At 30.0% G+C, this 24,149-nt stretch carries 20 protein-coding genes; 7 read left to right on the forward strand and 13 right to left on the reverse strand.

The features are described from left to right. Window positions 1-5: 5 nt before the first annotated feature. From BTO16_RS11125 to BTO16_RS11140, 4 genes are all read right to left on the reverse strand, one after another. Window positions 6-2,273: a hypothetical protein gene (locus tag BTO16_RS11125; RefSeq protein WP_105021759.1), complete on the reverse strand. Its 2,268-nt coding sequence runs from the start codon at window positions 2,271-2,273 to the stop codon at window positions 6-8. Window positions 2,274-2,794: 521 nt separating this feature from the next. Beyond that, window positions 2,795-4,006: a GTPase HflX gene (hflX, locus tag BTO16_RS11130; RefSeq protein WP_105021760.1), complete on the reverse strand. Its 1,212-nt coding sequence runs from the start codon at window positions 4,004-4,006 to the stop codon at window positions 2,795-2,797. Window positions 4,007-4,089: 83 nt separating this feature from the next. Next, window positions 4,090-4,854 carry a carbonic anhydrase family protein gene (locus tag BTO16_RS11135; protein ID WP_105021761.1) on the reverse strand — a complete coding sequence of 255 codons (765 nt, stop codon included), beginning with the start codon at window positions 4,852-4,854 and terminating at the stop codon, window positions 4,090-4,092. Window positions 4,855-4,888: 34 nt separating this feature from the next. Further along, the gene (locus BTO16_RS11140; RefSeq protein WP_105021762.1) at window positions 4,889-5,566 is read right to left on the reverse strand and encodes a DUF2490 domain-containing protein; all 678 of its coding nucleotides are present in this window, start codon (window positions 5,564-5,566) and stop codon (window positions 4,889-4,891) included. A gap of 322 nt (window positions 5,567-5,888) precedes the next feature. Here BTO16_RS11140 and BTO16_RS11145 point away from each other — a divergent pair, with 322 nt between their 5' ends. Continuing rightward, window positions 5,889-6,866, forward strand: a complete 978-nt coding sequence (locus BTO16_RS11145; RefSeq protein WP_105021763.1) for an endonuclease/exonuclease/phosphatase family protein — start codon at window positions 5,889-5,891, stop codon at window positions 6,864-6,866. On the opposite strand, the gene BTO16_RS11150 is transcribed toward BTO16_RS11145, so the two are convergent. Then, the gene (locus BTO16_RS11150) at window positions 6,863-7,081 is read right to left on the reverse strand and encodes a hypothetical protein (protein WP_245892104.1); all 219 of its coding nucleotides are present in this window, start codon (window positions 7,079-7,081) and stop codon (window positions 6,863-6,865) included. The two genes, BTO16_RS11145 and BTO16_RS11150, sit on opposite strands and share 4 nt — an antisense overlap. A 146-nt stretch (window positions 7,082-7,227) precedes the next feature. On the opposite strand from BTO16_RS11150, the gene glpQ reads away from it, so the two are divergent. Then, a complete protein-coding gene (glpQ, locus tag BTO16_RS11155; protein WP_105021765.1) occupies window positions 7,228-8,208 on the forward strand; it encodes a glycerophosphodiester phosphodiesterase in 981 nt (326 codons plus the stop codon). Between the two features lie 188 nt (window positions 8,209-8,396). Here glpQ and BTO16_RS11160 read toward each other — a convergent pair whose 3' ends face one another. The 5 genes from BTO16_RS11160 to aspS all read right to left on the reverse strand — a co-directional run bounded on the left by BTO16_RS11160 (window position 8,397) and on the right by aspS (window position 16,425). Continuing rightward, the gene (locus BTO16_RS11160; protein ID WP_105021766.1) at window positions 8,397-9,023 is read right to left on the reverse strand and encodes a hypothetical protein; all 627 of its coding nucleotides are present in this window, start codon (window positions 9,021-9,023) and stop codon (window positions 8,397-8,399) included. A gap of 9 nt (window positions 9,024-9,032) precedes the next feature. Continuing rightward, on the reverse strand, window positions 9,033-10,808 hold the full coding sequence (locus tag BTO16_RS11165) for a chloride channel protein (RefSeq protein ID WP_105021767.1): 1,776 nt from the start codon (window positions 10,806-10,808) through the stop codon (window positions 9,033-9,035). Window positions 10,809-10,849: 41 nt separating this feature from the next. Further along, window positions 10,850-12,085, reverse strand: a complete 1,236-nt coding sequence (locus tag BTO16_RS11170) for a hypothetical protein (protein ID WP_105021768.1) — start codon at window positions 12,083-12,085, stop codon at window positions 10,850-10,852. Then, the gene (locus tag BTO16_RS11175) at window positions 12,057-14,552 is read right to left on the reverse strand and encodes a DUF2339 domain-containing protein (protein ID WP_105021769.1); all 2,496 of its coding nucleotides are present in this window, start codon (window positions 14,550-14,552) and stop codon (window positions 12,057-12,059) included. The genes BTO16_RS11170 and BTO16_RS11175 overlap by 29 nt, the downstream gene beginning before the upstream one ends. Before the next feature lie 118 nt (window positions 14,553-14,670). Beyond that, entirely contained in the window at window positions 14,671-16,425 is a 1,755-nt protein-coding gene (gene aspS / locus BTO16_RS11180) for an aspartate--tRNA ligase (RefSeq protein ID WP_105021770.1), read from the reverse strand. Between the two features lie 298 nt (window positions 16,426-16,723). Here aspS and BTO16_RS11185 point away from each other — a divergent pair, with 298 nt between their 5' ends. From BTO16_RS11185 to rsmI, 3 genes are all read left to right on the forward strand, one after another. After that, window positions 16,724-17,083, forward strand: a complete 360-nt coding sequence (locus tag BTO16_RS11185) for a cupin domain-containing protein (protein ID WP_105021771.1) — start codon at window positions 16,724-16,726, stop codon at window positions 17,081-17,083. Between the two features lie 174 nt (window positions 17,084-17,257). Continuing rightward, window positions 17,258-17,992 carry a methanethiol S-methyltransferase gene (mddA, locus tag BTO16_RS11190; protein ID WP_105021772.1) on the forward strand — a complete coding sequence of 245 codons (735 nt, stop codon included), beginning with the start codon at window positions 17,258-17,260 and terminating at the stop codon, window positions 17,990-17,992. Window positions 17,993-18,071: 79 nt separating this feature from the next. Further along, a complete protein-coding gene (gene rsmI / locus BTO16_RS11195; protein WP_105021773.1) occupies window positions 18,072-18,743 on the forward strand; it encodes a 16S rRNA (cytidine(1402)-2'-O)-methyltransferase in 672 nt (223 codons plus the stop codon). A 196-nt stretch (window positions 18,744-18,939) separates the two neighbouring features. Here the strand turns inward: rsmI and BTO16_RS11200 are convergent, their stop codons facing one another. Together BTO16_RS11200 and BTO16_RS11205 are read right to left on the reverse strand one after the other, a co-directional pair. Beyond that, window positions 18,940-19,134 carry a helix-turn-helix transcriptional regulator gene (locus BTO16_RS11200; RefSeq protein WP_105021774.1) on the reverse strand — a complete coding sequence of 65 codons (195 nt, stop codon included), beginning with the start codon at window positions 19,132-19,134 and terminating at the stop codon, window positions 18,940-18,942. Then, window positions 19,134-19,577, reverse strand: coding sequence for a hypothetical protein (locus BTO16_RS11205; protein WP_105021775.1), 444 nt, complete (start codon window positions 19,575-19,577; stop codon window positions 19,134-19,136). The genes BTO16_RS11200 and BTO16_RS11205 overlap by 1 nt, the downstream gene beginning before the upstream one ends. 227 nt (window positions 19,578-19,804) lie before the next feature. Between BTO16_RS11205 and BTO16_RS18010 the strand changes: the two genes are divergently transcribed. Together BTO16_RS18010 and BTO16_RS11220 are read left to right on the forward strand one after the other, a co-directional pair. Next, complete coding sequence (locus BTO16_RS18010; RefSeq protein WP_317045808.1) at window positions 19,805-20,965, forward strand: HopJ type III effector protein; 1,161 nt, start codon at window positions 19,805-19,807, stop codon at window positions 20,963-20,965. Between the two features lie 331 nt (window positions 20,966-21,296). Beyond that, window positions 21,297-23,018, forward strand: coding sequence for a M28 family peptidase (locus BTO16_RS11220; RefSeq protein WP_105021776.1), 1,722 nt, complete (start codon window positions 21,297-21,299; stop codon window positions 23,016-23,018). Here the strand turns inward: BTO16_RS11220 and BTO16_RS11225 are convergent. Next, window positions 23,007-23,984: a hypothetical protein gene (locus tag BTO16_RS11225; RefSeq protein WP_105021777.1), complete on the reverse strand. Its 978-nt coding sequence runs from the start codon at window positions 23,982-23,984 to the stop codon at window positions 23,007-23,009. The two genes, BTO16_RS11220 and BTO16_RS11225, sit on opposite strands and share 12 nt — an antisense overlap. Window positions 23,985-24,149: the final 165 nt, after the last annotated feature.

Here is a 24,149-nt window from a genome sequence, read left to right on the forward strand (position 1 = left end):
ATGGATTAATTTATTTGTCTAATTAACATTCCGGATGCAAATACTCCTTTTTTCCCTTTAAAAACTGTGTATGGTAGTTTTGGTTTTTCTTCTTTATCTTTTTTAAACTTCGCAAAAAGGCCACCTTTTTTAGTTTCTGTGTTTTCTTCTGGTTGCTCTTCATCGGCTAAAAAAGTATTATCCCAAATCATACCCTTTTCTACTTTAATCTTACCAACTCTCTTGTAACTGGTATTTCCTTGATCATCTATTACTTGTTCTAAAACTTCAAACTTATCACCAGATTCTAAATCTTCTTTTAAACCAATTTTAGCACTTATTGGATCACCTTTATACAAAGGCGTTTTAACTCTAAACTCTTCATACGTTCTTTGCAGTTTTCCTATATTTTTATCATTTGCTTTTGTCGTTGAAATTTTTATTAAATCATCATTAGACTTTGCCGTAAAAATGGTGGATTGTAAATTACTTCTAGAAACCTCGCTACCAACATATTTTAATTTAAAGAACTTTGCTTTGTCAAAAGATTCCATTCTTTCTTTGGTATTGTTTTCTGTACTATTCCAGTAGTCTTCATAAAATTTATTAGCTGTTTTTTCATCCCAAACCAAACGATATAAATAACTTGTTGTTCTTACATAATATCCTTTACCTACAACGTCTGAAGCAAGGTTTGCACCATCAGCCAACATCGCAATATCGTCTGCACCCGCTAATGAGGCTACTGTTGAAACAATTTTAAAAAAACCACCTCTTTTTTTGGCTTGGTTTGCCTTATTTGTATATTTAAAATCATATACAATAACAAAAGTATTGCCTATTAATTCTTCGCCAGCATCTTTTAAAAGCGCTTTACCTCTCTTAGAACCGTTTGCAATTCTTGCATTTAAATCCGAAGCATTGTATTGCCCTCTTTCTGCAATCAAATTCATGTCAAAATTTCCTTTTTCATCTCTATTAAACCATCTTGCAACAAGTTCTTTAGCCACATTATTTTTTTCTAAATAGCCTTGAATAAATTCTGTTTGATCTTTATCGCCACCTGTGCCATCCATTAAATAAGGCCCAATATTATGGTCGTTAAATTTTTCTGATATTTCTGTATTTCCAAAAGCATTTTTTATAACAGAATTTCGTTCTCTATCTTCATCATTAATCATTAATGTATACAAAGAACTTCTTCTGTATTTCAAAGTAGAAGTGGTGTTTTCTTCTACCAAGTCTTGCACATCAAACCGCTCGCCTTTCGGGCTTATAATTGATGAAATTGCAGATACACTTGAAGCAGATTTTTTTTCCTTCTTTAATTCGTTATAAATTTTAGATCGTAAATTATCTTCTGATGCATCAGAATCTGTAATATCAATTCCGTCTATTTGATCAATAATCTCTGCATTACTTGCATTCTCATCCTTATTAGCAGCTTTTGATTTGATTTCTCTTAGTGCGTTTTTATGCTTATTTTCTGATGGATAAAAACCTATTTCCTGTTTTAAAAAACTATTGCTAGCAGTTAAATAGTTGCTCAAATCAATATTATAAGAAGCTTTTTCTACGTAAACGGATGTTATTATTGTACTGTTTAACGAAGGTGTTTTACTAATACCTACATATTGTGTAGACGTTAAAACGCCATCAAACAATGTATAATCTTTAAAATAAGTAACACTTTTTGTTTGTTCTGTTTCAAAAGAAGCACCAATTAATAAACCAGAAGATTTGCTATAATACTCATTTGTTTTGTATGATTTGCCTCCGTAAATAGGCGCATTAAAAGTTAACATATAACATTCTTTACCATCAAAGTTTTTTTCTTGAACCGTTTTGGAATAACTTGAAAAATTAGAAACTTGCGGAAATAAATGAATACTTTTTTTATAAAAAGCAACCATTTTACTGTCAAAATCATTTTTAATAACTCCTGGTATATCTGTGTATCCTTTTACACCGTCAAAAATAACTTTAGATGCTATTTTGTTTTTCTCACCAGCAACAACCATTACAACTTGTTGTTTGTTACCAATTATCGATAACATTTTTCCTTCTAGTTCATCTTTTGATTTACTAGTTTTAATTAAAGAATAAGAAGATTGATATAAAATTCTAGATTTTATACTTTTAATTTTGTCTAAACCACCAATTGCAGTAATATATTTATCAAGTACTTGCTTGGTTGAAACCTTATTTTGAGTTTTTACCGTTAGTGCATTCTGTGAAAAAGTAAACTGACTTATAAAACAAAATAGTAGTAAAAATTTTAATTTTTTTTTCATGAGATTAAAGTTGAAGTATTTAGTGGATATAAAACTATACTATACTTTCAACTTTTCATATACCTACCATTAGGTATATTTTTTGTGACGAAAAAATGTAATTAACTATATTTTAGATGTTTATGTTATTTTTTTTGAAAACTATTTTAGTTTAGTGTTCTTAAACATGAGAATCTTAAAATATATTTTTAACGTTTAAATGCAAAAAAAGAGACTTTTTAAGTGTCTATTTTACAAGATTTATAACAAAAAACGATTTTTATTGATAAAAAAATAACTAATGTATTTATTTCCATTTCTACCAAAAAATGAAATACAAAATAGTTCGTTTCTAGCTCTAGAAATACTCAAGAAAAGTTTTAAAATTAAGGCTGCAACAATTAGAGATAAGTGCGGAAAGAATGCTTAGCTTTTTAAAGTTTAAAAAACTATGAGTATAAAATGTACATACATTTTATGAACGGTACTTAATTAAAACACCTACAAAGTCAAGAAAATGACCTTGTAGGATTATTAAATTATTAAATTTCCTCTTCGTATTCTGTATACAAAAAGTCGCTATAAGGAAAACGTTGAATATGAATTTTCTTTACCTCTTCATAAACGGTTTCTTTAAAATCTTCTAAATTATCTTTGTTTAAAGCAGAAATAAAGATAGATGGCACATCAAAATCATTCATCCAAGTTTTTTGCCAATCTTGCAACGTATAATGTTCTTTACCTTTTTCTGTAACTAAATCATCATCATCAATCGTTTCAAAAGAATAGGCATCAATCTTATTAAAAACCATTAAAGTTGGTTTATCGGCACATTTTATATCGGCTAAAACAGAATTTACCGAAGCTATTTGATCTTCAAAACTTGCATGAGAAATATCAACTACGTGTAATAATAAATCTGCTTCACGCACTTCGTCTAAAGTAGATTTAAAAGATTCTACTAATTGTGTTGGCAATTTTCTAATAAAACCAACAGTATCTGTCATTAAAAACGGAAGGTTCTTAATCACTACTTTTCTTACGGTAGTATCTAAAGTTGCAAAAAGTTTATCTTCTGCAAAAACATCACTTTTACTAATTACATTCATTAATGTCGATTTCCCAACATTTGTGTAACCAACCAAAGCAACTCTCACCATTTTACCGCGATTTTTACGCTGCACAGACATTTGCTTGTCTATGGTTAAAAGTTTCTTTTTTAATACATCTATTTTATCACGAATAATACGTCTATCCGTTTCAATTTCTGTTTCACCAGGACCTCGCATTCCAATACCACCTTTTTGCTTGTCTAAATGCGTCCAAAGTCTTGTTAAACGAGGTAATATGTATTGATGTTGCGCTAATTCAACCTGTGTTTTAGCCGAACTTGTTTGTGCTCTTTGGGCAAAAATATCTAAGATTAAATTGGTTCTATCTAAAATTTTACAATCTAAAATAGCTTCAATATTTCGTAATTGTCCAGCAGATAATTCATCATCAAAAATAGCGGTTCCTATTTCATTTCCTTGAATAAAATCTCTTACTTCTTCTAGTTTACCTGTTCCTAAAAAAGTTTTAGGATTTGGTTTTTCCATTTTTTGAACAAATCTTTTTACCACAACTCCGCCTGCAGTTAATGTTAAAAACTCTAGTTCGTCTAAATATTCTTGAGATTTAGTCTCGTCTTGTTTTTGGGTAACTACACCTATTAAAACAACTTTTTCAGAAATGGCTTCTTTTTGATCTATCATAAGATACAAAGGTAAAAAGAAAGTTGACACCAAAAGAATTTTGATGCCAACTAATCAATCAATCACTCAAACTTATTTATTTCTTATTGAATAAATTCTACTTTTCCTGTAGCCATGTTATAAATTGCTGCTACTATTTTAATTTTACCTTCTTTTTCTAAACTTGCCATTTTAGGTGATGTAACTCTAATATCATCAACTGTTTTTAATGCATTGTTGTGTATTACCGCATTTGTAAAAACTTCGTTTTTAGATGAAACTTCTCCATTTTTTTCTGTAATAGCTATAGAAGGCTTTATTTCGTCTAATAAGTTTTGTAAAGAATTCATTCCCATAGAAGCTGCATCTGTGTTATCTATTGCGTGCTTAACTGCACCACAAGCCGTGTGTCCCATAACGATTACAAGTTTAGATCCTGCAACTGCAGTAGCAAACTCCATAGAACCAACAATATCTTTATTTTCTATGTTACCTGCTACTCTTGCTACAAAGATATCGCCAATACCTAAATCAAAAACATCTTCTACAGGTACTCTACTGTCTACACATGAAAGCACAATTGCCTTGGGATATTGCCCAATTGTAGCTAACCTTCTTTGTGCTGAATTATCTCTTTGTGTTAAAACATTGTTGACAAAATTTTCATTTCCTTTTTTGAGTCTTCCTATAATTTCATCTGGACTCATGCTTGCCTGTTCTTTGGCAGTTAAAATACTTTTTACAAGAACAGGTTCAATAACTTCAACTTTTTCTATCTCTACATCTGTAGCTGATTTTTTATCAGTATTACAAGAAAAAATTGAAAATGTAACGACTAGAACTCCTAAAAACTTTGTGAAATTTTTCATAATAATAATTTTGATTTTTTGTTATTTGTTAGTGTTAAAAATTGTGATGCATACTAAATTGTAATTGACCTTTACTCCAAGCATTGGTTGTCTGCATCATGTAACCCGCTTGAAATCTTATTGTTTTGTTTAAAACATAACCTAATCCAAAATAAGTTCTATTTCTATCAAATAACTCTACAGTTCTGTTATCGCCTATGTTTCTTTCTCCGTTCATAAAAAGTTCGTTGTAAAAAGCACCATAAACAGTTTTAGGGCTTAAAGTTTCGCTATTAAAAGGTACGTTTACAAATAAGTTATATCTGTAACGCGTTCTAAAATCTTGACTTTCTACAAAACGTTGTTCGTATCTAAAACGGTGCGTAATTAAAAACCTATTTCCTATTTTTTGAGGCAATAATGCTTCTTGATAGATTCTGTTTTCGTTTGATGTATCATCCGATTCTCCAAACTGACCAGAAGTTATATTTGCAAACCCTAGTGTAAATAGTACGCCAGCATCTTTGGGTTTGTAGGTAAGTCCAGAACGCAATAAAAGTTGTTCTTGATCGCCCAAAACTTGCCAATCTCTGTATTGAAAATCTCCTTGAATTCCCCATTGCGAATTTTTAAACTGATGGTTGTAAAAATACATATACCATGCACCTGTTTGATTCTCGTCTACTTGCGAATAAGACTTGTTTGTTAATAAAAAAAGAATACAAATTCTCATACTGTTTATATTTTATACAAATATAATAGTATTACTATTAATTTTGCGTGTAAAACTAATTATTAACAGTTTTTTAACAATTATTGAATTTGGAATTTAGAACAAAAAAAAACCTCAATATCCATTAAGGTTTTAAGCTAATTAATTCAAATTTTAGCTGATGTATTCAAATTTTTTTAAAATCTTGTTCTTATACTTTTTGATTTATAACAATTATTTACAGCAAAAATAAAATACAAAAAGATAAAATACTATCTTTTAATGTTAATAAAACGTATATTTTATGTTATAAAATTGTACTAGATTTACAAAAAAACTATACATGTTTCAATCAATTTTAGTATCAAAAAAACTTAAAACCACTACAACTATTGCATTTTATAATGTAGAAAATTTATTTGATACTGTAAATAATCCTGCAACTGCAGATGATGATTTTACACCTAAAGGCAAAAAAAAATGGACTTTTAACAGGTATAAATCAAAGGTTAAAAAACTGGGCAATGTGATTTCTAAATTAGGAATGTCTAGTTCTAAAAACCCACCAGCAATCGTTGGTTTGGTCGAAGTAGAAAATGCAAAAGTAGTGGCAGACTTAGCAAACTCCTACTATTTAAAAAACCATCATTACGGTTTTGTACATCATGATTCGCCAGACGAACGCGGAATTGATGTAGCTCTATTATACAATAAAATTGCGTTTGAATTATTGACATCTATAACCCATCCTGTTTTTTTAAAAGATGATAAAGGGGAAAGAGATTACACCAGAGATATTTTAAAAGTTAGTGGTAATTTAAACGGAGAACTTGTACATATTTTAGTAAATCACTGGTCTTCTAGAAGAGAAGGTGCAGCAGAATCAGAGCCTAAAAGAATTGCAGCAGCAGAAACACTTAGAGGAATTATTGGTGAAATTCAGGAAAAAGAAATGGACGCTAAAATTATAATCATGGGCGATTTTAACGATGACCCAACAAGTAAAAGCGTCAAAGAATATTTGGTAAAAGATGATTTTTACAATCCTATGGAAAGTTTACTTGATAAAGAAAAGCATGGAAGTTCAACATATAATAAAAAATGGAATCTTTTTGATCAAATCATTTTTTCCAAAAACTTTTTAAGCAAAAAAGAAGGAAAATTACTTTTTAAACACGCCGAAGTTTATAACAAAAAATGGCTTAAAATTTACAAAGGAAAGTTAAAAGGAAGTCCGTTTAGAACTTACATTCATAAATGGTATCAAGGTGGTTTTTCAGACCATTTTCCTGTATATGCTTTTTTAGAAAAAGAAGATTAATCTTTGCCCATATTTTTAAAAGCTTGCGTTAATTTTTGATCATTGATAATATATTTCTTGTATTTGCCGTCTTTATATCTGTAATAAATGAAGAAAGGCATAAACAAAAACGAAAAGTAAAAAACACCTAAACCCATTACTATTTGTGCTTTTTCATGTGCTGCATCAACAAGATACATTCCTGTTGCCATCCAAACTAAAAAGATAACAAACATTATTTTTAACATTAATTTCATGTTGTAAATTTACAAAAGTTCTATCTTGAAAAAATATAAATGACACGAATTTTATAAAAAATCATATTTTTGTTTGGTAATAGTTAGAGAAAGTAGTGTCTTCATAAAATCCAATTTTTATTTAAATGAAATCAATTTCTGTATTTTTGATTGGCTTACTCCTATTTTCTTGCCATCAAACCAAAAAACAATATACTATGGATAAAAAAATTGTAATTGCTCACAGAGGTGCTTCTGGCTATGTACCCGAACATACTTTAGAAGCAAAAGCGATGGCACATGCTATGAGCGCTGATTTTATTGAACAAGATTTAGTGTTGAGTAAAGACAACATTCCTATAGTAATTCATGATATTTATTTGGATGATGTAACGGATGTTGCCTTAAAATTTTCAACTAGAAAAAGAAATGACAGTCGTTATTATGTAATCGATTTTACCTTTGATGAATTAAAAACACTGCGAGTTACAGAACGTTTTAATCCAATAACAGGCAAACAAATCTATCCAAATCGTTTCCCAAAAAACAAAGGAAATTTTAAACTCCATTCTTTGCAAGAAGAAATTGAATTGATACAAGGTTTAAACAAAAGTACAGGCAAAAATATTGGTATCTATCCTGAAATTAAAGAGCCTAAATTCCATAAAAAAGAAGGTAAAAACTTAACGGAAATTGTTTTAAAAACGCTGTCTGATTATGGCTACAAAACCAAAAAAGACAACTGTATTTTACAATGTTTTGATGCAAAAGAATTAGAGCGAATCAGAAAAGAATTGGACTCAGAATTATTTTTGATTCAGTTAATAGAGTTTCCAGAAGAAACAAAACAGTTAGCACATTTTGCAACCTTTGCAGACGGAATTGGACCGTACTACAAACAAATTTTATCAGAAAAAATTAAAGGTAAATTCACCTTTACTTCGTTGGTTTCTGATGCGCATAAACTAGGGTTAAAAGTGCATCCATATACTTTTAGAGCAGATAATTTAGATGAATTTTCTAGCTTTAACGAAATAATGCAAACACTTTTAATAGATGCAAATGTAGATGGTTGTTTTTCTGATTTCCCTGATTTGGTTGTGGCGTTTTTAAAGGACAGATCATAATAAAAAAGGTCATTGCTAAGTTTATTTTTATACCCTAAAGCAATCTGTTTGTAATTAAAAGATTAATTCATTTCCAGAAATGATAATTGCTAGAGAAAAAAGCAGTCATTACACCTTTCAACTTCCGTCAAAATGAATTAAAAGTAGCAAACAACTTCAAAAAAACTAAATGCTTCAAAAAAGTACTTTTATAGTTCCAAAATTTGAGGTAAAAATTGCAAAAATACAATTAGAAATAAGATTAGTGTGGAAATAAATAAAGGCTTCCAAATTTGTTTTTTATTGTACCCTAACTCTTTACCTAAATGTTTATTCCAGAAAAATTCTGATAAAACCGCATAGCCAATAAGATTAAATATTAGCGTTATAAAAAACATTTTTGGAAGGTAATTTAACAACATTATCGAAAAAAGAGTATAAACAATACCGAAGACAAGAACCTGAGTTCCTTCTTTTGGTTTGTTCATTTTTCTTAAATTTTGCATCAGTAAAACTGCCCCAAATATTGTAGTAAAAAAAATGGTAAAACCTTGAATTGCTTTTTTTGAATACAAAACAGGCAACACCAGTTCTTCAAAAGGACTTTCGTGTTTTTCTAACGTTTCTTTCTCTATAGAAACAGGAATTACAACTTCTATTATTTTATCTGGGTCTTGATAAAGAGTTGTTTTTTTATCAATTAAATTTCTGTTTTCTAACTCCCAAATTACGGCTTGCACCGCTTCTTCTGTATATTTACTTTTTTCTTCAAAAATTGCCTCTAACTCAACGTTAGATTTTTTACTCATTTTTGCGGTAAAACTATTTGTTCTCATTTCTTTTCTTTAAGCAGTAACTTCTATCAACTTATTTCGGTAAGCGGTTAATAATTTCGATTTTGAGATAAAACCAACGTATTTTTCATTTTTAATAACGGGTAAATTCCAAGCATCGCTTTCTTTAAACTTTTGCATTACTTGTTCTACAGAATCGTCATGAAAAATAATTTCTGGCGCAGCTCTCATTAAGGTTTCTACGGTAACACTATTGTACATTTCTCTATCAAACATAATTGGTCTTAAATCATCTAATAACACAATACCTATAAATTGCTTGTTGCTATTTACAACAGGAAAAATATTTCTGGTTGATTTTGCGACCGCAGTTTTTAGCATATCGCCTAATAACATATCTGGATGCACCACCTTAAAATTCTTTTCGATAAGTTTGGTTATTTGCATCATCATTAACACATTTTTGTCTTTGTCATGTGTTATTAATTCTCCTTTTTCTGCCAATTCAACGGTGTAAATTGAGTTTGAAATAAAGTATTTTGTAAACGCATAACTTATTGCCGCAACCAACATTAAAGGCACAAAAAGATCGTAACCTCCAGTAATTTCTGCTATCAAAAAAATTGCAGTTAAGGGCGCATGTAAAACTCCTGCCATTAAACCTGTCATACCAATTAACGTAAAATTGCTTTCGGAAACCTCGCCTCCTAAAGCATTAATTATTTTTGCTGACACATTACCTAATGCAGAACCCATAACCAACGTAGGCACGAAAATTCCTCCAACTCCGCCAGCCGCAAAAGTTGTTGTCATGGCAATTGCTTTAAAAATGGTAATTAAAAGTAAAAACAAAATAACAATCCAAACATTTGTAAAATCTACTTTGTAAGGAATGTCTTTTAAGGCACCGAGCGTATTTCCTTGTAAAAGGTTATTTATTAATCCATAACCTTCACCGTATAAAGGCGGAATTAAATAGAGCATTACACCAATTGCCATTCCGCCTAAAATTAATCTATGAATCGGTTTTTTTATCCTTTTAAAAAAATTGGTGATTATAAAATATATTTTTGAGAAATAAACAGAAGCAACTCCGGTTCCAAGTCCTAATAAAATATAATAAAAAGTATCTTTCGTTTGAAAAGCATCTACCAATTTAAAACCTAACAAAGCATCTTTTTCAAAGAAAAAATAAGAGGTAATTACTGCAGAAACTGATGCCAATAACAACGGCACTAAAGATGCAAACGCCAAGTCTAAACTAAAAATTTCTACTGCAAAAATAATAGCTGCAACAGGTGCTTTAAACATTGAAGACATTGCGCCCGTTGTTGCGCAACCAATAAGCAACATTCTGGTTTTAGAATTCATATGAAACATTTGTGCAACTGTAGAACCCAAGGCAGCACCTGTGCTTACTGCGGGTCCTTGCAAACCTGCCGAACCACCAAAACCAACTGTAATTGGAGCCGTTATTAAAGAAGCATAGATTTTGTATCGTTCTATAATTCCGTTTTTCTTAGAAACGGCGTGCAATGTTGTAGAAATACCATGACCAATTTCTTTTTTTATGATTTTCTTTTTGATGTAATACACCAAAATCAACCCAATAATCGGAAAAATAAAATACAGCGAATAATGAATTTCTTTAATTAGTTTCCCTTCTAAAATATACTCAATTAAAAAGGTTAAATTCTTTAAGATAGCAGTACCTAAACCTGCTAAAAAACCAACTAAAATACTTAGAACATATATAAACTGACGTTCAGAAATATATTTATATCTCCAGATTAAAATCCTTTTTAAAAGTTTGCTTTTTGTTGGCATTGTTTATTCTTATTCGAAAAAAATAATTGCTTTTTAACTTATTATTTTTCTTGATGTTTTATATCTTTCAATAAATCTAGGGCAAAGTACACGATTAGTAAGCCTACAAAAATAATACAAATCCACATAAAAATGGGTGTTTGCCAAAATGCTTTCTCTATAATTTTAGAGTCCTTGTTTTTCTCTTTTAAAAAATTGATAACAGACACTTCTTCAATATTTAAGATAGTATCTGAAACAAAATTTCCTAAATCATAAGACGGTTTTAAAAAAGAAGTATCGATTTGAAGTTCATATTTTTGATTCTTTTTTAAATTTGAAATTATATAAATTGGCTTTTGCAATAGTTTAATAGCCGTAATTTCTAAAGGCGGATTGTCTTGATTATCAATCTCTACTATAAATTCTTTTTCATAAAAATTGTTTAGAGTAAAAGTATTCTCGTTTTTTGAACTCAATTCAAAACTAGAAATCACCTCATCATAGACTTCGGCTCGTTTTTTAATTTTATGCGTTCTTTTTGCAATTATTTTCACGTTTCGCATAAAAAAAGCCGATTTAACATCAAAAGAAATACTATTAATTTCGTGATAATTAGTAGCTGTAAATTTAATTTGAGTAACTTTTCTCTCTTTTATTTGACTAATTTCTTGATTAAAATTTGAAATTAAAATTGATTCTTCAGAAAAAAAATTGTTCTCATAAACGCCAACACCTAAAACATTAATTGGTAAGCTGTTTTTGTCACTAATCTCAATTTTTAAAAATTTATACGCATTTATTGGGAAGTTAATACTTGTTTCTGTGGATGATGTATTTGTAGAATTTTTAAGGTTTAGGATTTTATTTGAAGTAATTCCAAACCAAAAAACAGCATCATTGCTACCAAGCAAATTATATCTTTTTGAAATAGCTGTGTTTGCTATTTGAAGAATAAGATTTGTACGCTTTTTAATTGTTTTGTTTTCTATCAAAATAGCTGTAACAGAATCTTTAATTCTTGTTGTTGACACAATAGGAATTGGCAAAAAGGTTGCAAAAAGTCTATCTGATTGGTATTTTAAAACATATGGAACCTCTTGATTTGAACTGTCTTTTATCCTGATAAAACCAAAATTATTTTTACTTGCAGCTCTTATATCCGAAGTAAGCATTATTTTATGAAAACCGTCTTTTTTTATAAGTTCTAGAACTCCTTTATAGTTTTGACCAAAGCAAGTTATTCCGATAAAAAAAACGAGTAAAAAGCTATATTTTTTCATTTTCTGAAGTTTCATCGTTTACTAATTTTTTGATTTTTTGATAGACAAATGAAATAATCAAGATTAAAACACCTAGTAATATAAAAGCTATTATTTTACCTGTTTCTGACACATTTTTAATGTCGTACACAAATAATTTTACAATGGTGACACCCAATAAAGAAAGCGCAATAATTCGCAAGTTTTTCCATTGTTTTTTAATTCCGATTATTAAAAATATAAAAGAGAAAACTCCCCAAAGAATTGGATAGCCGATTTTAATAATTTGCGCCTGAATAGTGTCTATTTTATCATCTATATACTTGTAATTTAAAAACTCACTATTTTGACCGTCCTGTAAAGCAACATTTGCAATGACATCAGAAAAATGTATACCATGAACCATAATTTCGTTACTTACTATGTAAACAATCGCAAAAACAAATATCCAAGGTAACCATTTACTTTGAGCCGGTTTTACTTTAAAGACTGCGCTTGTTTTACTAAATAATTGAAATCCGAAGTAAATAAGGCACATTAGAATAATATAATGGAAATAGAATGCGTAGTTTCTGTTTACAGACAGTTCAAAATTTTGAATAATTTCATCCGTAGGAAGTTTGTAAAAGCTTGTAATGTATAAGAAAATTGAAATACAACTTATTAATAGCACAACTTTCTGTATGAGTTTGTTTTTTAATTTATCCGCAAAAACGAATAACAAAACAACAAATACAAAATGATATGTAATTGCAAAAGAATTTGCAGATGCGGAGTTTTCTAAAAACTGATTTGCTTGGTACTTAATTTCTAAAAAACCTGTAAAATATGTAACAGTTACCAATGTAATTAAGAGTATTCTTCTATAAAAATGAATGTCTAAAGTAAAAAACTTAGTCACCATATTTCCCTCTTTTTTCGTCAACCAATAGGTTAAGAATAAAGAGATACTTACTACAAAACCAGCGATAAATAAAGGATTTAGGACTACTGATAATTCTTTGGAAGTTGTATATAATTCCCAATCTAACAACAGACTAATTATGGACAATATTTGCACAATGATAGCGCCCATTTTAAAAGCTTCAATTCTTGATTTTTGAGACAACCAAAACAATAAAACTACTTCTGCTGCCCAAAAAAGTGTAATCTGATTTCCTTGAAACTGAATAGGAATCGTTAACGTAACAAAGGTTAATGCCAACCCAATTAATATATAAACGGCGTTTTTATCCAAGCCGAATTTCTTATATAAAATAGTAGCATAACTTACATTATAAAGTGCTAAAAGCAGCGTAAATAATCCTGTATACTTAGCGTCTACATCTCTTAAAACTATCATTCCTATTCCGAAGAAAATAAAGGTATTTGCAATTAAAATAAAATATTCAATTTTAGAGAAAACACCTTTATTTTTTAAGTTATGCAATACAATTGTAATGCTAAAAATAAAATAAAAAATAGTAGCAAAAGTTAACGCTCCATAATGCTCAAAACCTTGATTCTGCATAGATGTTAAACACCAACTCACAAATAAAACGGAGGTAAAAACAAAGTCTAAAATTGTGGCTATTTTCCATTTTTTAAAATACGAAACGCCAAGAATCCCCAAGTTTAAAATAGCAATATATGAGAATAACACAGCGTAATTCCCTTCTCCTGTACTAACCATAAATGGCGCTGCAAAACCGCCGATTAAGGATAAAACTGCTAGTTCTTGTCGGTTATAAGAAACCGAAACCAAGGTGCTAAAAGCAGTAATAATTGCCATAATACTAAAAGCTACTGTTTGGCTAAATAATTGATATTCATGAAAAGCAATGTAAATTGTAAAGTAAAAAACACTAATTGCACCCGCTACTAAAACAGAACTAAAAGACGCATAATTCTTCTTTAATTTATGAGCAATCATCATAATTAGTGAACCACACAAAACACCAATACCCACTCTTGCGGGTTCATTGATCCACTCTTTATCAATAGCAAATTTTACAAAAAAACTAATTCCTAAAACAAGAATTAAGACTCCAATTTTATTTATTAAATTCTCGCCAATAAACTTCTCTAAATCCGGGTTTTTCTCCTTAAAGTTCTCAATCCAAGATTTCTTCGGAATAAATTCTACTTGCTTTTTAACTTCTTTTACAATGGTTTTGAGTTTTTGATCATCCAAAATAGTTGAAATTCTGGGTGCAGTAATAACAATAGGCTCCTCTTTTTCTATCTCTTTGGAGGCAATAAATTCTGACTGTACTTCTTCTATTATTACCTTTTCTTTTGATATTACTGGCTCTTCTCTAACTTCTTGTTCCGTTTCTTTATGAGCAACCGTTTCATTCCGCTCTTTTAATAACTGTTCTAGAGAAGTGAATTTTTGTTGTAAAAAACGTAGTTTATCATCTAACTGAAAAATAGAAGTATGTAATTCTTTAAGTTTTGAGCTTATCTTTTTATTTGTAATCAGTAAGTATATAATGATGAAAATTAGTAATACGGTTTCCATAATTTAAAAGCATTTTTTTTTAAATGTACTCTTTTTAAAAACTTCAACAAAACACTACAACTACAAAACAGCTATTCTTTCGTAATAAAAAATCCCGCAAAAGCGGGATTTAAGATTTTTATGATTTAATATCTAGTTTCAAACTGAGCTCCTTTAGTTGTGCATCATCTATAAATGCAGGCGCATCGATCATTACATCACGTCCAGAATTATTTTTAGGGAACGCAATAAAATCTCTAATTGTTTCTTGGCCTCCTAAAATAGCAACCAATCTATCTAAACCAAAAGCTAATCCTCCGTGAGGTGGCGCACCGTATTCAAAAGCATCCATTAAGAAACCAAATTGTGCTTTGGCATCTTCATCAGAAAAACCTAAATGACGCAACATGGTAGCTTGCATTTTTTTATCGTGAATTCTTATAGAACCTCCACCAATTTCATTTCCGTTTAAAACCAAATCGTATGCATTTGCTTTTACAGCTCCTGGATCTGTGTCTAACAATTCCATTTGCCCTGGTTTTGGTGATGTAAATGGGTGATGCATTGCATGATAATGACCCGTTTCTTCATCTAATTCTAACAACGGAAAATCAATTACCCAAAGTGGCGCAAATACTTTTGGATCTCTCAATCCTAAACGTGTTGCCAATTCCATTCTTAAAGCAGATAATTGTTGTCTTACTTTATTGGTTACACCAGACAAAATACAGATTAAATCGCCCGCTTTTGCGCCCGTTTTTTCTGCCCATTTTGCCAAGTCTTCTTGATCGTAAAATTTATCAACAGAAGATTTAAAAGTACCATCTTCGTTAACTCTACAATAAACCATGCCTAAAGCACCAACTTGCGGTCTTCGAACCCAGTCAATTAATTTATCAATTTCTTTTCTTGTATATGCGTTTCCTCCAGGAACTGCGATACCAACCACTAATTCTGCGCTATTAAAAACGCCAAAATCTTTGTGTTGTGCTACTTCATTTAACTCGCCAAACTCCATTCCAAAACGGATGTCTGGTTTGTCGTTTCCATAGATTCGCATGGCATCGTCGTATAACATTCTCGGAAATTTCTCAATTTCGATTCCGTTAATTTCTTTTAATAAATGACGCGTTAATCCTTCAAAAACATTTAAAATATCTTCTTGCTCAACAAACGCCATTTCACAGTCAATTTGTGTAAATTCTGGTTGTCTGTCTGCACGTAAATCTTCGTCTCTAAAACATTTTACAATCTGAAAATATTTATCCATTCCGCCAACCATCAACAATTGTTTAAATGTTTGCGGAGATTGTGGTAATGCATAAAACTGACCTTCATTCATTCTACTTGGCACCACAAAATCACGTGCGCCTTCTGGCGTAGATTTAATTAAATACGGCGTTTCTACTTCTATAAATTCTTGATCAGACAAGTATTTACGAACTTCCATCGCTACTTTATGACGAAAAATCAAACTGTTTTTTACAGGATTTCTTCTAATATCTAAGTATCTATATTTCATTCTGATGTCTTCTCCTCCATCAGTTTTATCTTCAATTGTAAAAGGTGGCGTTACAGATGCGTTTAAAATTTCTAATTTAGAAACCAACACTTCCACGTCTCCCGTATGCATTTTATCGTTCTTAGATTCACGATCAATTACAGTTCCAGTAATCTGAATCACAAACTCTCTTCCTAACGATTTCGCTTTTTCCATCATCTCTTTTGACGTGCGTTCTTCATCAAAAATAAGTTGCGTAATTCCGTATCTGTCGCGTAAATCTACCCAAACCATAAAACCTTTATCACGACTTTTTTGAACCCAACCCGCTAAGGTTACTTCTGTATTTATATGCGATGCTCTTAACTCGCCACAAGAATGACTTCTATACATTTTTCTTTTGAAAATTTGCTTCCGCAAAGCGGAAATCCTTAAAATTGTTATCCCGAACTTGTTTCGGTATCTGAGCTGCAAAATTAAACAATTATATCAAATTTGATTGGTTTTTGGGCGTTCATTTCTAAAGAGAAATGCCCCGCTTTTCGCTGTATCTTTTTATGCTGAATTTAGTTCAGTATCTGTCAATGAAAATAAATAACTTTATTCACTAAAAAGCTATTGAAATAATTTTGGCATAAAAAGGATGTCGCTTCAATCGGTAACGCAACATTTAGTTTTGTAAATTTGTTTTATGAGCATAATTAATATTCAAGAAAAATTAAAGCTATTTTCTGATTTGTGGTCGCCAAAGAAAATTGGAGAATTAAATGGTCAACAACTTCTATTAGCAAAACTAAAAGGCGAATTTGTGTTTCATAAACACGAAAATGAAGACGAACTTTTTATGATACTCAAAGGTACTTTGGATATTGAATTGCGAGACAAAACAATTACTTTAACCGAAGGCGAATTTTACATTGTACCAAAAGGAGTTGAGCACAAACCTATTGCAAAAGAAGAAGTTCATGTGCTATTATTCGAACCACTTTCTATAAAACATACTGGCAATGTAATTGCAGACATTACTGTGGAAACGTATGAATGTATTTAAAGAAGCCACTGTTTTTTTTTAATCTTTAAATAAAGACGATTCCACAATATTGCTTTGTTTTTTAATACCTACCTTACAATATCCCTATTTTTATGTACCCACACTTCTAACCAAGATAAAAGAATAAATTCGGTTAAAAGTAAACACTGTTTTAAGAACTTAAAACGTATTCTGATGAAAAAATTTCTAATTCTTGTATTCGGCGTTGTCAGCTACTTTATTTTTTTGACAAGCTTTTTATATTTTATAGGCTTTCTAGGAGACTTTTTTGTGCCAAAAACAATTAATAGCGGTAAAACAAGTACAAATGCAATTATAATTAATACAACGCTTCTTATCGTTTTTGCTTTGCAGCACAGCATTATGGCGAGACCAAACTTTAAAAAATGGTGGGTTACCATTTTTGGTGTTGCTTTAGAAAGAAGTATTTATGTGTTATTTTCTAGCTTAGCGCTTCTTTTAATTTTCTGGAAATGGCAACCTATAAACGAAGTAGTTTGGAGTGTAGATTCAGAAATAGTTGCAATCATCATAAAAATTATCTTTTGGCTTGGATGGGCAATTGTATTAATTGCCACTTTTTTAATTAGTCATTTTCACCTAATGGGGCTGCAACAGGTATTTGAAAATTTTAAGAGTAAAACCTTAACAAATCCTAAGTTTAGAATGAATTTTTTTTACAGATTAGTGCGTCATCCATTAATGTTAGGGTTTTTAATTGCCTTTTGGGCAACACCAATTATGACGCAAGGCCATTTACTTTTTGCTGTAATAATGACTATTTATATGTTTGTTGCTGTAAAATTTTTAGAAGAAAAAGAGTTGCTAAAAGAACTTGGAGAAGATTATAAATCCTACCAAAAAACGACTCCTATGATTATCCCTTTTACAAAGTTTAAAAAGCAATAAACAATGTAAGACTCATTTTTTAAGGTCGTTTTTTTTAGAGGCTTTTTATTGTAACTTTGTAGCTCTATTAAAGAAATACATGTCAAAATTATATTTAGTTCCTACACCAATTGGTAATTTAGAAGATATGACTTTTAGAGCTATTCGAGTTTTAAAAGAAGTAGATTTTATTTTAGCAGAAGATACCCGCACCAGCGGAAAACTCTTAAAGCATTTTGAGATTGGCACACAAATGCACAGTCATCATATGCATAATGAACATAAATCTGTAAAAGGTATTGTGCAAAGAATCCAAAACGGCGAAACCTGTGCTTTAATTTCTGATGCCGGAACGCCTGCAATTTCTGATCCTGGTTTCTTACTAACAAGAGCGTGTGTAGAAAATAATATTGAAGTGGATTGTTTACCTGGCGCAACTGCTTTTGTACCTGCTTTGGTAAATTCTGGCTTGCCAAATGACAAGTTTGTTTTTGAAGGTTTTTTACCTGTTAAAAAAGGAAGACAAACTCGTTTTTTGTTGTTATCCGAAGAAAATAGAACCATGATTTTTTATGAATCTCCTCATAAACTACTAAAAACATTAGCCAGTTTTATAGAGTATTTTGGCGCAGACAGACAAGTTTCTGTTTCTAGAGAACTTACAAAAATGTTTGAAGAAACGATTAGAGGAACTGCAACCGAAGTTTTGGCACATTATACAAATAAACCACCAAAAGGTGAAATTGTTATTATTGTTGATGGGAAGAAATAGTTATTTTTATGACCTAGACCTCACAGGTTTTAAAAACCTATGAGGTCTATGAACACAAATAAATAAACGAACAAACTTTTTAAAAGTTTAAGCTAAAAAACAATAAATATTTATTATTCTTACTAAAAATTCCAATTTGGATAACGTTTGTCAATCTGAGCTTGTCGAAGATTAATTAGGGATATAAAATCAAAAACTATTCTTCAATATCAAATAAATATTCAACAGTTACCTCAAAATAACGAGCCATTTTAATTGCTAATATTACTGACGGATTAAACTTATTATTTTCAATTGCATAAATTGTTTGCCTAGAAACATCAACTTTCTCTGCTAAATCAGCTTGTGTTAAATTATGTCTTGCACGTTCTACTTTTATCAAGTTTTTCATTAGTAACGACGTTTTATTATTGCAAAATTTAAAAGGTAAGTCATTAAATATAAGGTAATAAAAATATCCAAACTTAGTTTTAAATTTTCTGCGAAAACATATAAAGTTAAAGTAATAAATAATGTAAGTATTGAAGTAAATTGGTATGATTCTAACCTTAGCATATTAATGTAATCATCTTCAATTTTTTCTTTAGAGATCATATAAACTAATAGTCCTAAAATTGTTAATACGTCAAATAAATGTGTTCCTAATTCACCAAACCACTTTTCTATAAATATTGGTTCAAAATTTTCCCTTTTCATTAAGGAATTACTAGCTGAGCTATATCCTTCATAAAAACTTTGTCTTGCACTTACAGTTGTAGAAGCAACTATAAAACCAGTAAAAAAAAGAAAAAGCCCAAACTTTTTCCCCCAATTTGGTAACATTTTAATTTTCATAATTCTATTATTTTTATACAAATGTAAACAAAACTTTACTTTTAGAGTATAAAAGATGTCTTATCTTTGTATATTATCTTTGATAAGATCAATTTAAAAATCTATCCAACAATTAGTCAAGATTAAATCCAAAGAAATTATAGAATACAAACAATTTTAACAAATCAATAAACTATAAAATTCTTAATATTGCACTTTGTAAAAAAGAAGCATAAAATTATTTACACATGAAATTTAAATCTATACTATTTACACCTTGTTTTGTTATCATCTTATTTTTAAGCAGCTCTTTAAGTGCTCAAACAAACAGCACTTCAACCTCTCAAACTAAAAAAATAAGAGTTTTATTTGTTGGTAATAGTTTTACCTATTATTATAATTTACCACAAGTAGTTTCTGCAATGGCAAAATCTCAAGATATTATTATAGACACAAAACATTCTACTGTTGGCGGTTCTAGTTTAGAAAACCACTGGAAAAGTGAAAGAGGAACTCAAACTCGCGTAATGATTGAATTAGAAAAATGGGATTATGTGGTTTTTAACAATCATAGCTTAAGCGCTATTAATTCGCCCGAAAAATTTCTAGATTACAGTAAAAAATTTGCTGATTTAGTGAGATCAAAAGGTGCAGAACCAATTTTTATGATGACGTGGGCTTATAAATCGAATCCTTTAATGTTGCCAGAAATCGAGAAATTGCATAAAAAACTTTGCGATCAAACGAATACTAATTATATTCCTGGTGGACCTCTTTTTGCTAGCTCTATTAAATACAGACCTGATATCGAGTTGTTTCATGACGATATTCATCCCTCGTCAAACGGAACATATCTTTTAGGTTTGGCTTTTTATAAATATTTTACAGGAAGAAGCGTATCAACTATTCCTGGAAATATAGCCACATTAGATACAAATGGACAACTGCTATATTTAATTTTTATGAAAGATAATGATGTGCCTTTTTTACAACAATTAGTAAATGAGTTTCCTTATAAAACTTTAGAACCAAAAATCGAAAAAATTATTGAAACCAAAACTGTTATGAACATTCAACAATTTAAAGAAAAATTAAAAACAACGCCAACAGCAATTACATTTGCAGAAACCATGCAAGTAATTGACGATAACTACATCTTTACACCTACGGCATTTACCAATGGAAAATTCAAGAATAAAGTTGGCGAAAATTCTGGTTCTAATAAAATATTTGCTTTTGCATTGAAACAAAAATTAACAAAAGCAGAAACTTTATATTGTTTTGGCGAAAATTATAAAACCGTTTTAAACGATCAAAATGGGACGTCTCATTACAATATTAGAACTTTTATGAATTCTGGTTTAGAAGGTTTGGTAATTGATAATTTGACTTTGAAGTTAAAAAATTAGTTAAATTGTTTTTTAGTGTAAACGATTATTTTAATTACTATTTCTTATCATAAACAGAAAATATATTTTTTGTATTAATTTAAAACAGTAACGTTGTTTCATTTTTATTAAGAGTGATATCTTGTTGATGATTTTTGTTTTTTTGAATAAAAACTTAAATATTCTTGAAAAGAAATCACAACATACGCTTCTGAAATTGGCGTAAAAAATAAGCCCACAGAGCAAATTAGAGGAATTGAAAATAGCTGTGTAGTTAGAGATTACCTAAAAATTGGTGGTTTACATATTATTCCTTTATATTTATTCGAATTTAAGTACTAAAAAAAATATCATGTTAAAGAAATCAATTACACTTTTTTTCCTTGCAGTTTTATGCATCAACTGTAAAACAGAAAAATCTTTAGAATTAAACTCCGCAAATTATTCAGATGTAATCAATAAACAATTTACCGGTGATTTAGCTTTAGAAACGACTGCTTTTGTAGAAAAATATTGGCGTGTTGTTGGTAATACCGGTTTTAATAAAAGCATTTATAAAATTGCAGAAGAACTAGAAAAAGCAGGTTTTATCATTGAAGAAAAAGCAACTAAAAATGATATTTTAACCTACAGAATAGAAAAAAGAGCACTTAAAAAACCTACTTGGGAATCTGTAAATGCAAGTATCCTAATTGAAGGAGAAATTGAGCCTTTATTGCAGCATAACACCAACAGAAATATGATTGCTTTAAATTCTTACAGTACTCCAACAGAAGGAATTACTGCCGAAGTTGTCTATATTGATGACATTCAAAAACTTGCAAATATGGATGTTAAAGGCAAAATAGTTTTTGCAGAAACCAGTCCATATCAAATCTTTAAAGCGGCGATTGTTGACGGTAAAGCAGCCGGAATTATAACGTATGACAATCCTGATTATTTGCAACCAGAAAAAAATACAACGTCTATTCAGTTTCGCTCAATTCCTTTAGATTCCGTGCACAAACCTTGGGCAATTGCACTTTCTTATCAGGCTAAAGAAAGATTAAAAACAGCTTTAGAATACGAAAAAGTAGAACTAAAAGTGGTGGTTGAAACGAATATTTATCCATCCGAAGAACTTACAATTGTTGCCGATATTAAAGGAAGCGAAAAGCCAAAAGAACGTTTGGTTTTTAGTGCACACATTCAAGAACCTGGCGCAAATGATAACGCTACAGGAGTTGGAGTTGCGCTTGAAATGGCAACTTTAACGGCAAAATTTGTCAAGCAAAAAGAATATCAACCAAAAAGAACGTTAACTTTTTTATGGGGCGATGAGATTATATCAACTAGACGATATGTACAAGAAGATTCTATAAGAGCCAAAGATATTAAATGGGGAATTTCTTTAGACATGGTTGGTGAAAATACTGAGAAAACTGGCGGAACTTTCTTAATCGAAAAAATGCCAGATCCTAGTGCAATTTGGACGCGTGGAAACGACAAACATACAGAATGGGGTGGTTCTAAAATGAGTTTAAACCAAATAAAACCTCATTATTTAAACGATTTTTTAATTGATAAATTCAAAGCACAAGGCAAAAGAGCCAATTGGGTTGTGAGCACAAATCCGTTTGAAGGAGGAAGCGATCACGTGCCTTTTTTAATGCAAAATATACCAAGTGTTTTATTCTGGCATTTTACAGATCAGTTTTATCATACAGACAATGACCGAATTGACAAAGTATCTAAAACCACTTTAAAAAATGTAGGAACAACAGCGTTAATTGCTGCTTACACTTTATTAAATGCGGATGAAAATACTGCAAGATCAGTTTTATCAGATTTAGAAAAAGCAGCTGTAGTTCGTTTAAATGAAGAATTAAAACAAAGCAAAATAGCCATAAATAATGGGGATGCCTTATCAACTCAAATAGAAATCATAACTGCCTGGAAAGATTGGTATAAAAACTCATTTGAAACCACAAAAGATTTAGTTTCTGATGCCAAAATAATCAGCAAAGAAGTAGAAAAATCACAAAAATTAATCGATTCAATTACAAATGAAATAGAGAAAATATTAAAGCAATAGTTTTAACATTTTTTGATCAATCTTTTGATTCATTGCATTAAAAAACTTACTTCTTTCAAAAGATGCTTCACCAGAAAGACTGGTAGAGAACTCTATTTGTCTTTTAATATATTCTTCTATTTGGTTAGTCGTATTTTTATCAATGACCTTAAAATACGTTAAATTTGTGTAAGGTACAAATACCTTTTTTTCAGTATCCGATTTCATAAACACCGTATTTAAAAGAGAAATTATATTATTATGATACAAGTGAAAACTGTTATCATTTAAAGCTCTCTTTTTATTTTTTGATTGCTCTTCTATCAGTTTCAAAGAATCTTTTAAACCATCAGCAATTAAAGAAGCTTCCTCTTTTGTAGTAAGACCAACTTCATAAAAAAATTGAATTTGATTTAAAATATTATCTATGGTAGAATCATTCCAAACTTCTACTAGTGAAACTTTTTTATACAGATTTAGAAAAGCATCATACTTCTCTAAAATAATAGCAGATGGGTTAAATTTTGAAAAAGGAATCTTTTTTTGCGCTGGATCTTTACTTAACGTATTTACAAATACATACAGTCTAAAACTTTTTAATAAACCGCTATCAGAATGATAAAAAGGATAATCTTTTGCACAATTAATTATTTGTCCGTTTTTAGAACTAAAAACCTTTTGAGCCTCAGATATTCCTTTTTCAAAAAATAATTTTAAAGCGTTATTTGATAAAATAGGATGCGTTTTTTCTACAATTATTCTTTCCTCATCAAGTTCCTTATCGGTAAAGATGTCATTTAAATTAAAATTAAAATGCCTGGAAAGCTGTAAACTTTCATTTAGAGTTAAGGATGTTTTTCCTTTTATTCTTCTATACGCAGCATCGTAGCTAATGTCTAAAATATCTGCAATTTCGTCTGTAAAAGAAACGTTTTGTGGAATCCTTGCTTTTATGTAATTAAATAATTTTTCTTCTACTATATTCATCGTTGGGGTATTTTACTTAAAATTCACAAAAATTAGGCACATACTTTTGCAAATTTCACAAAGGCTAAAGTACATAAATTTATTACTTTTGAGCGTCATTACTATTATGGTTGGGGGACCTAATAGAATACAATAACCTTCTCACTTATAAGAGAAGGTTTTTTT

Source organism: Polaribacter glomeratus, from assembly GCF_002954665.1.
Classification (GTDB): domain Bacteria; phylum Bacteroidota; class Bacteroidia; order Flavobacteriales; family Flavobacteriaceae; genus Polaribacter; species Polaribacter glomeratus.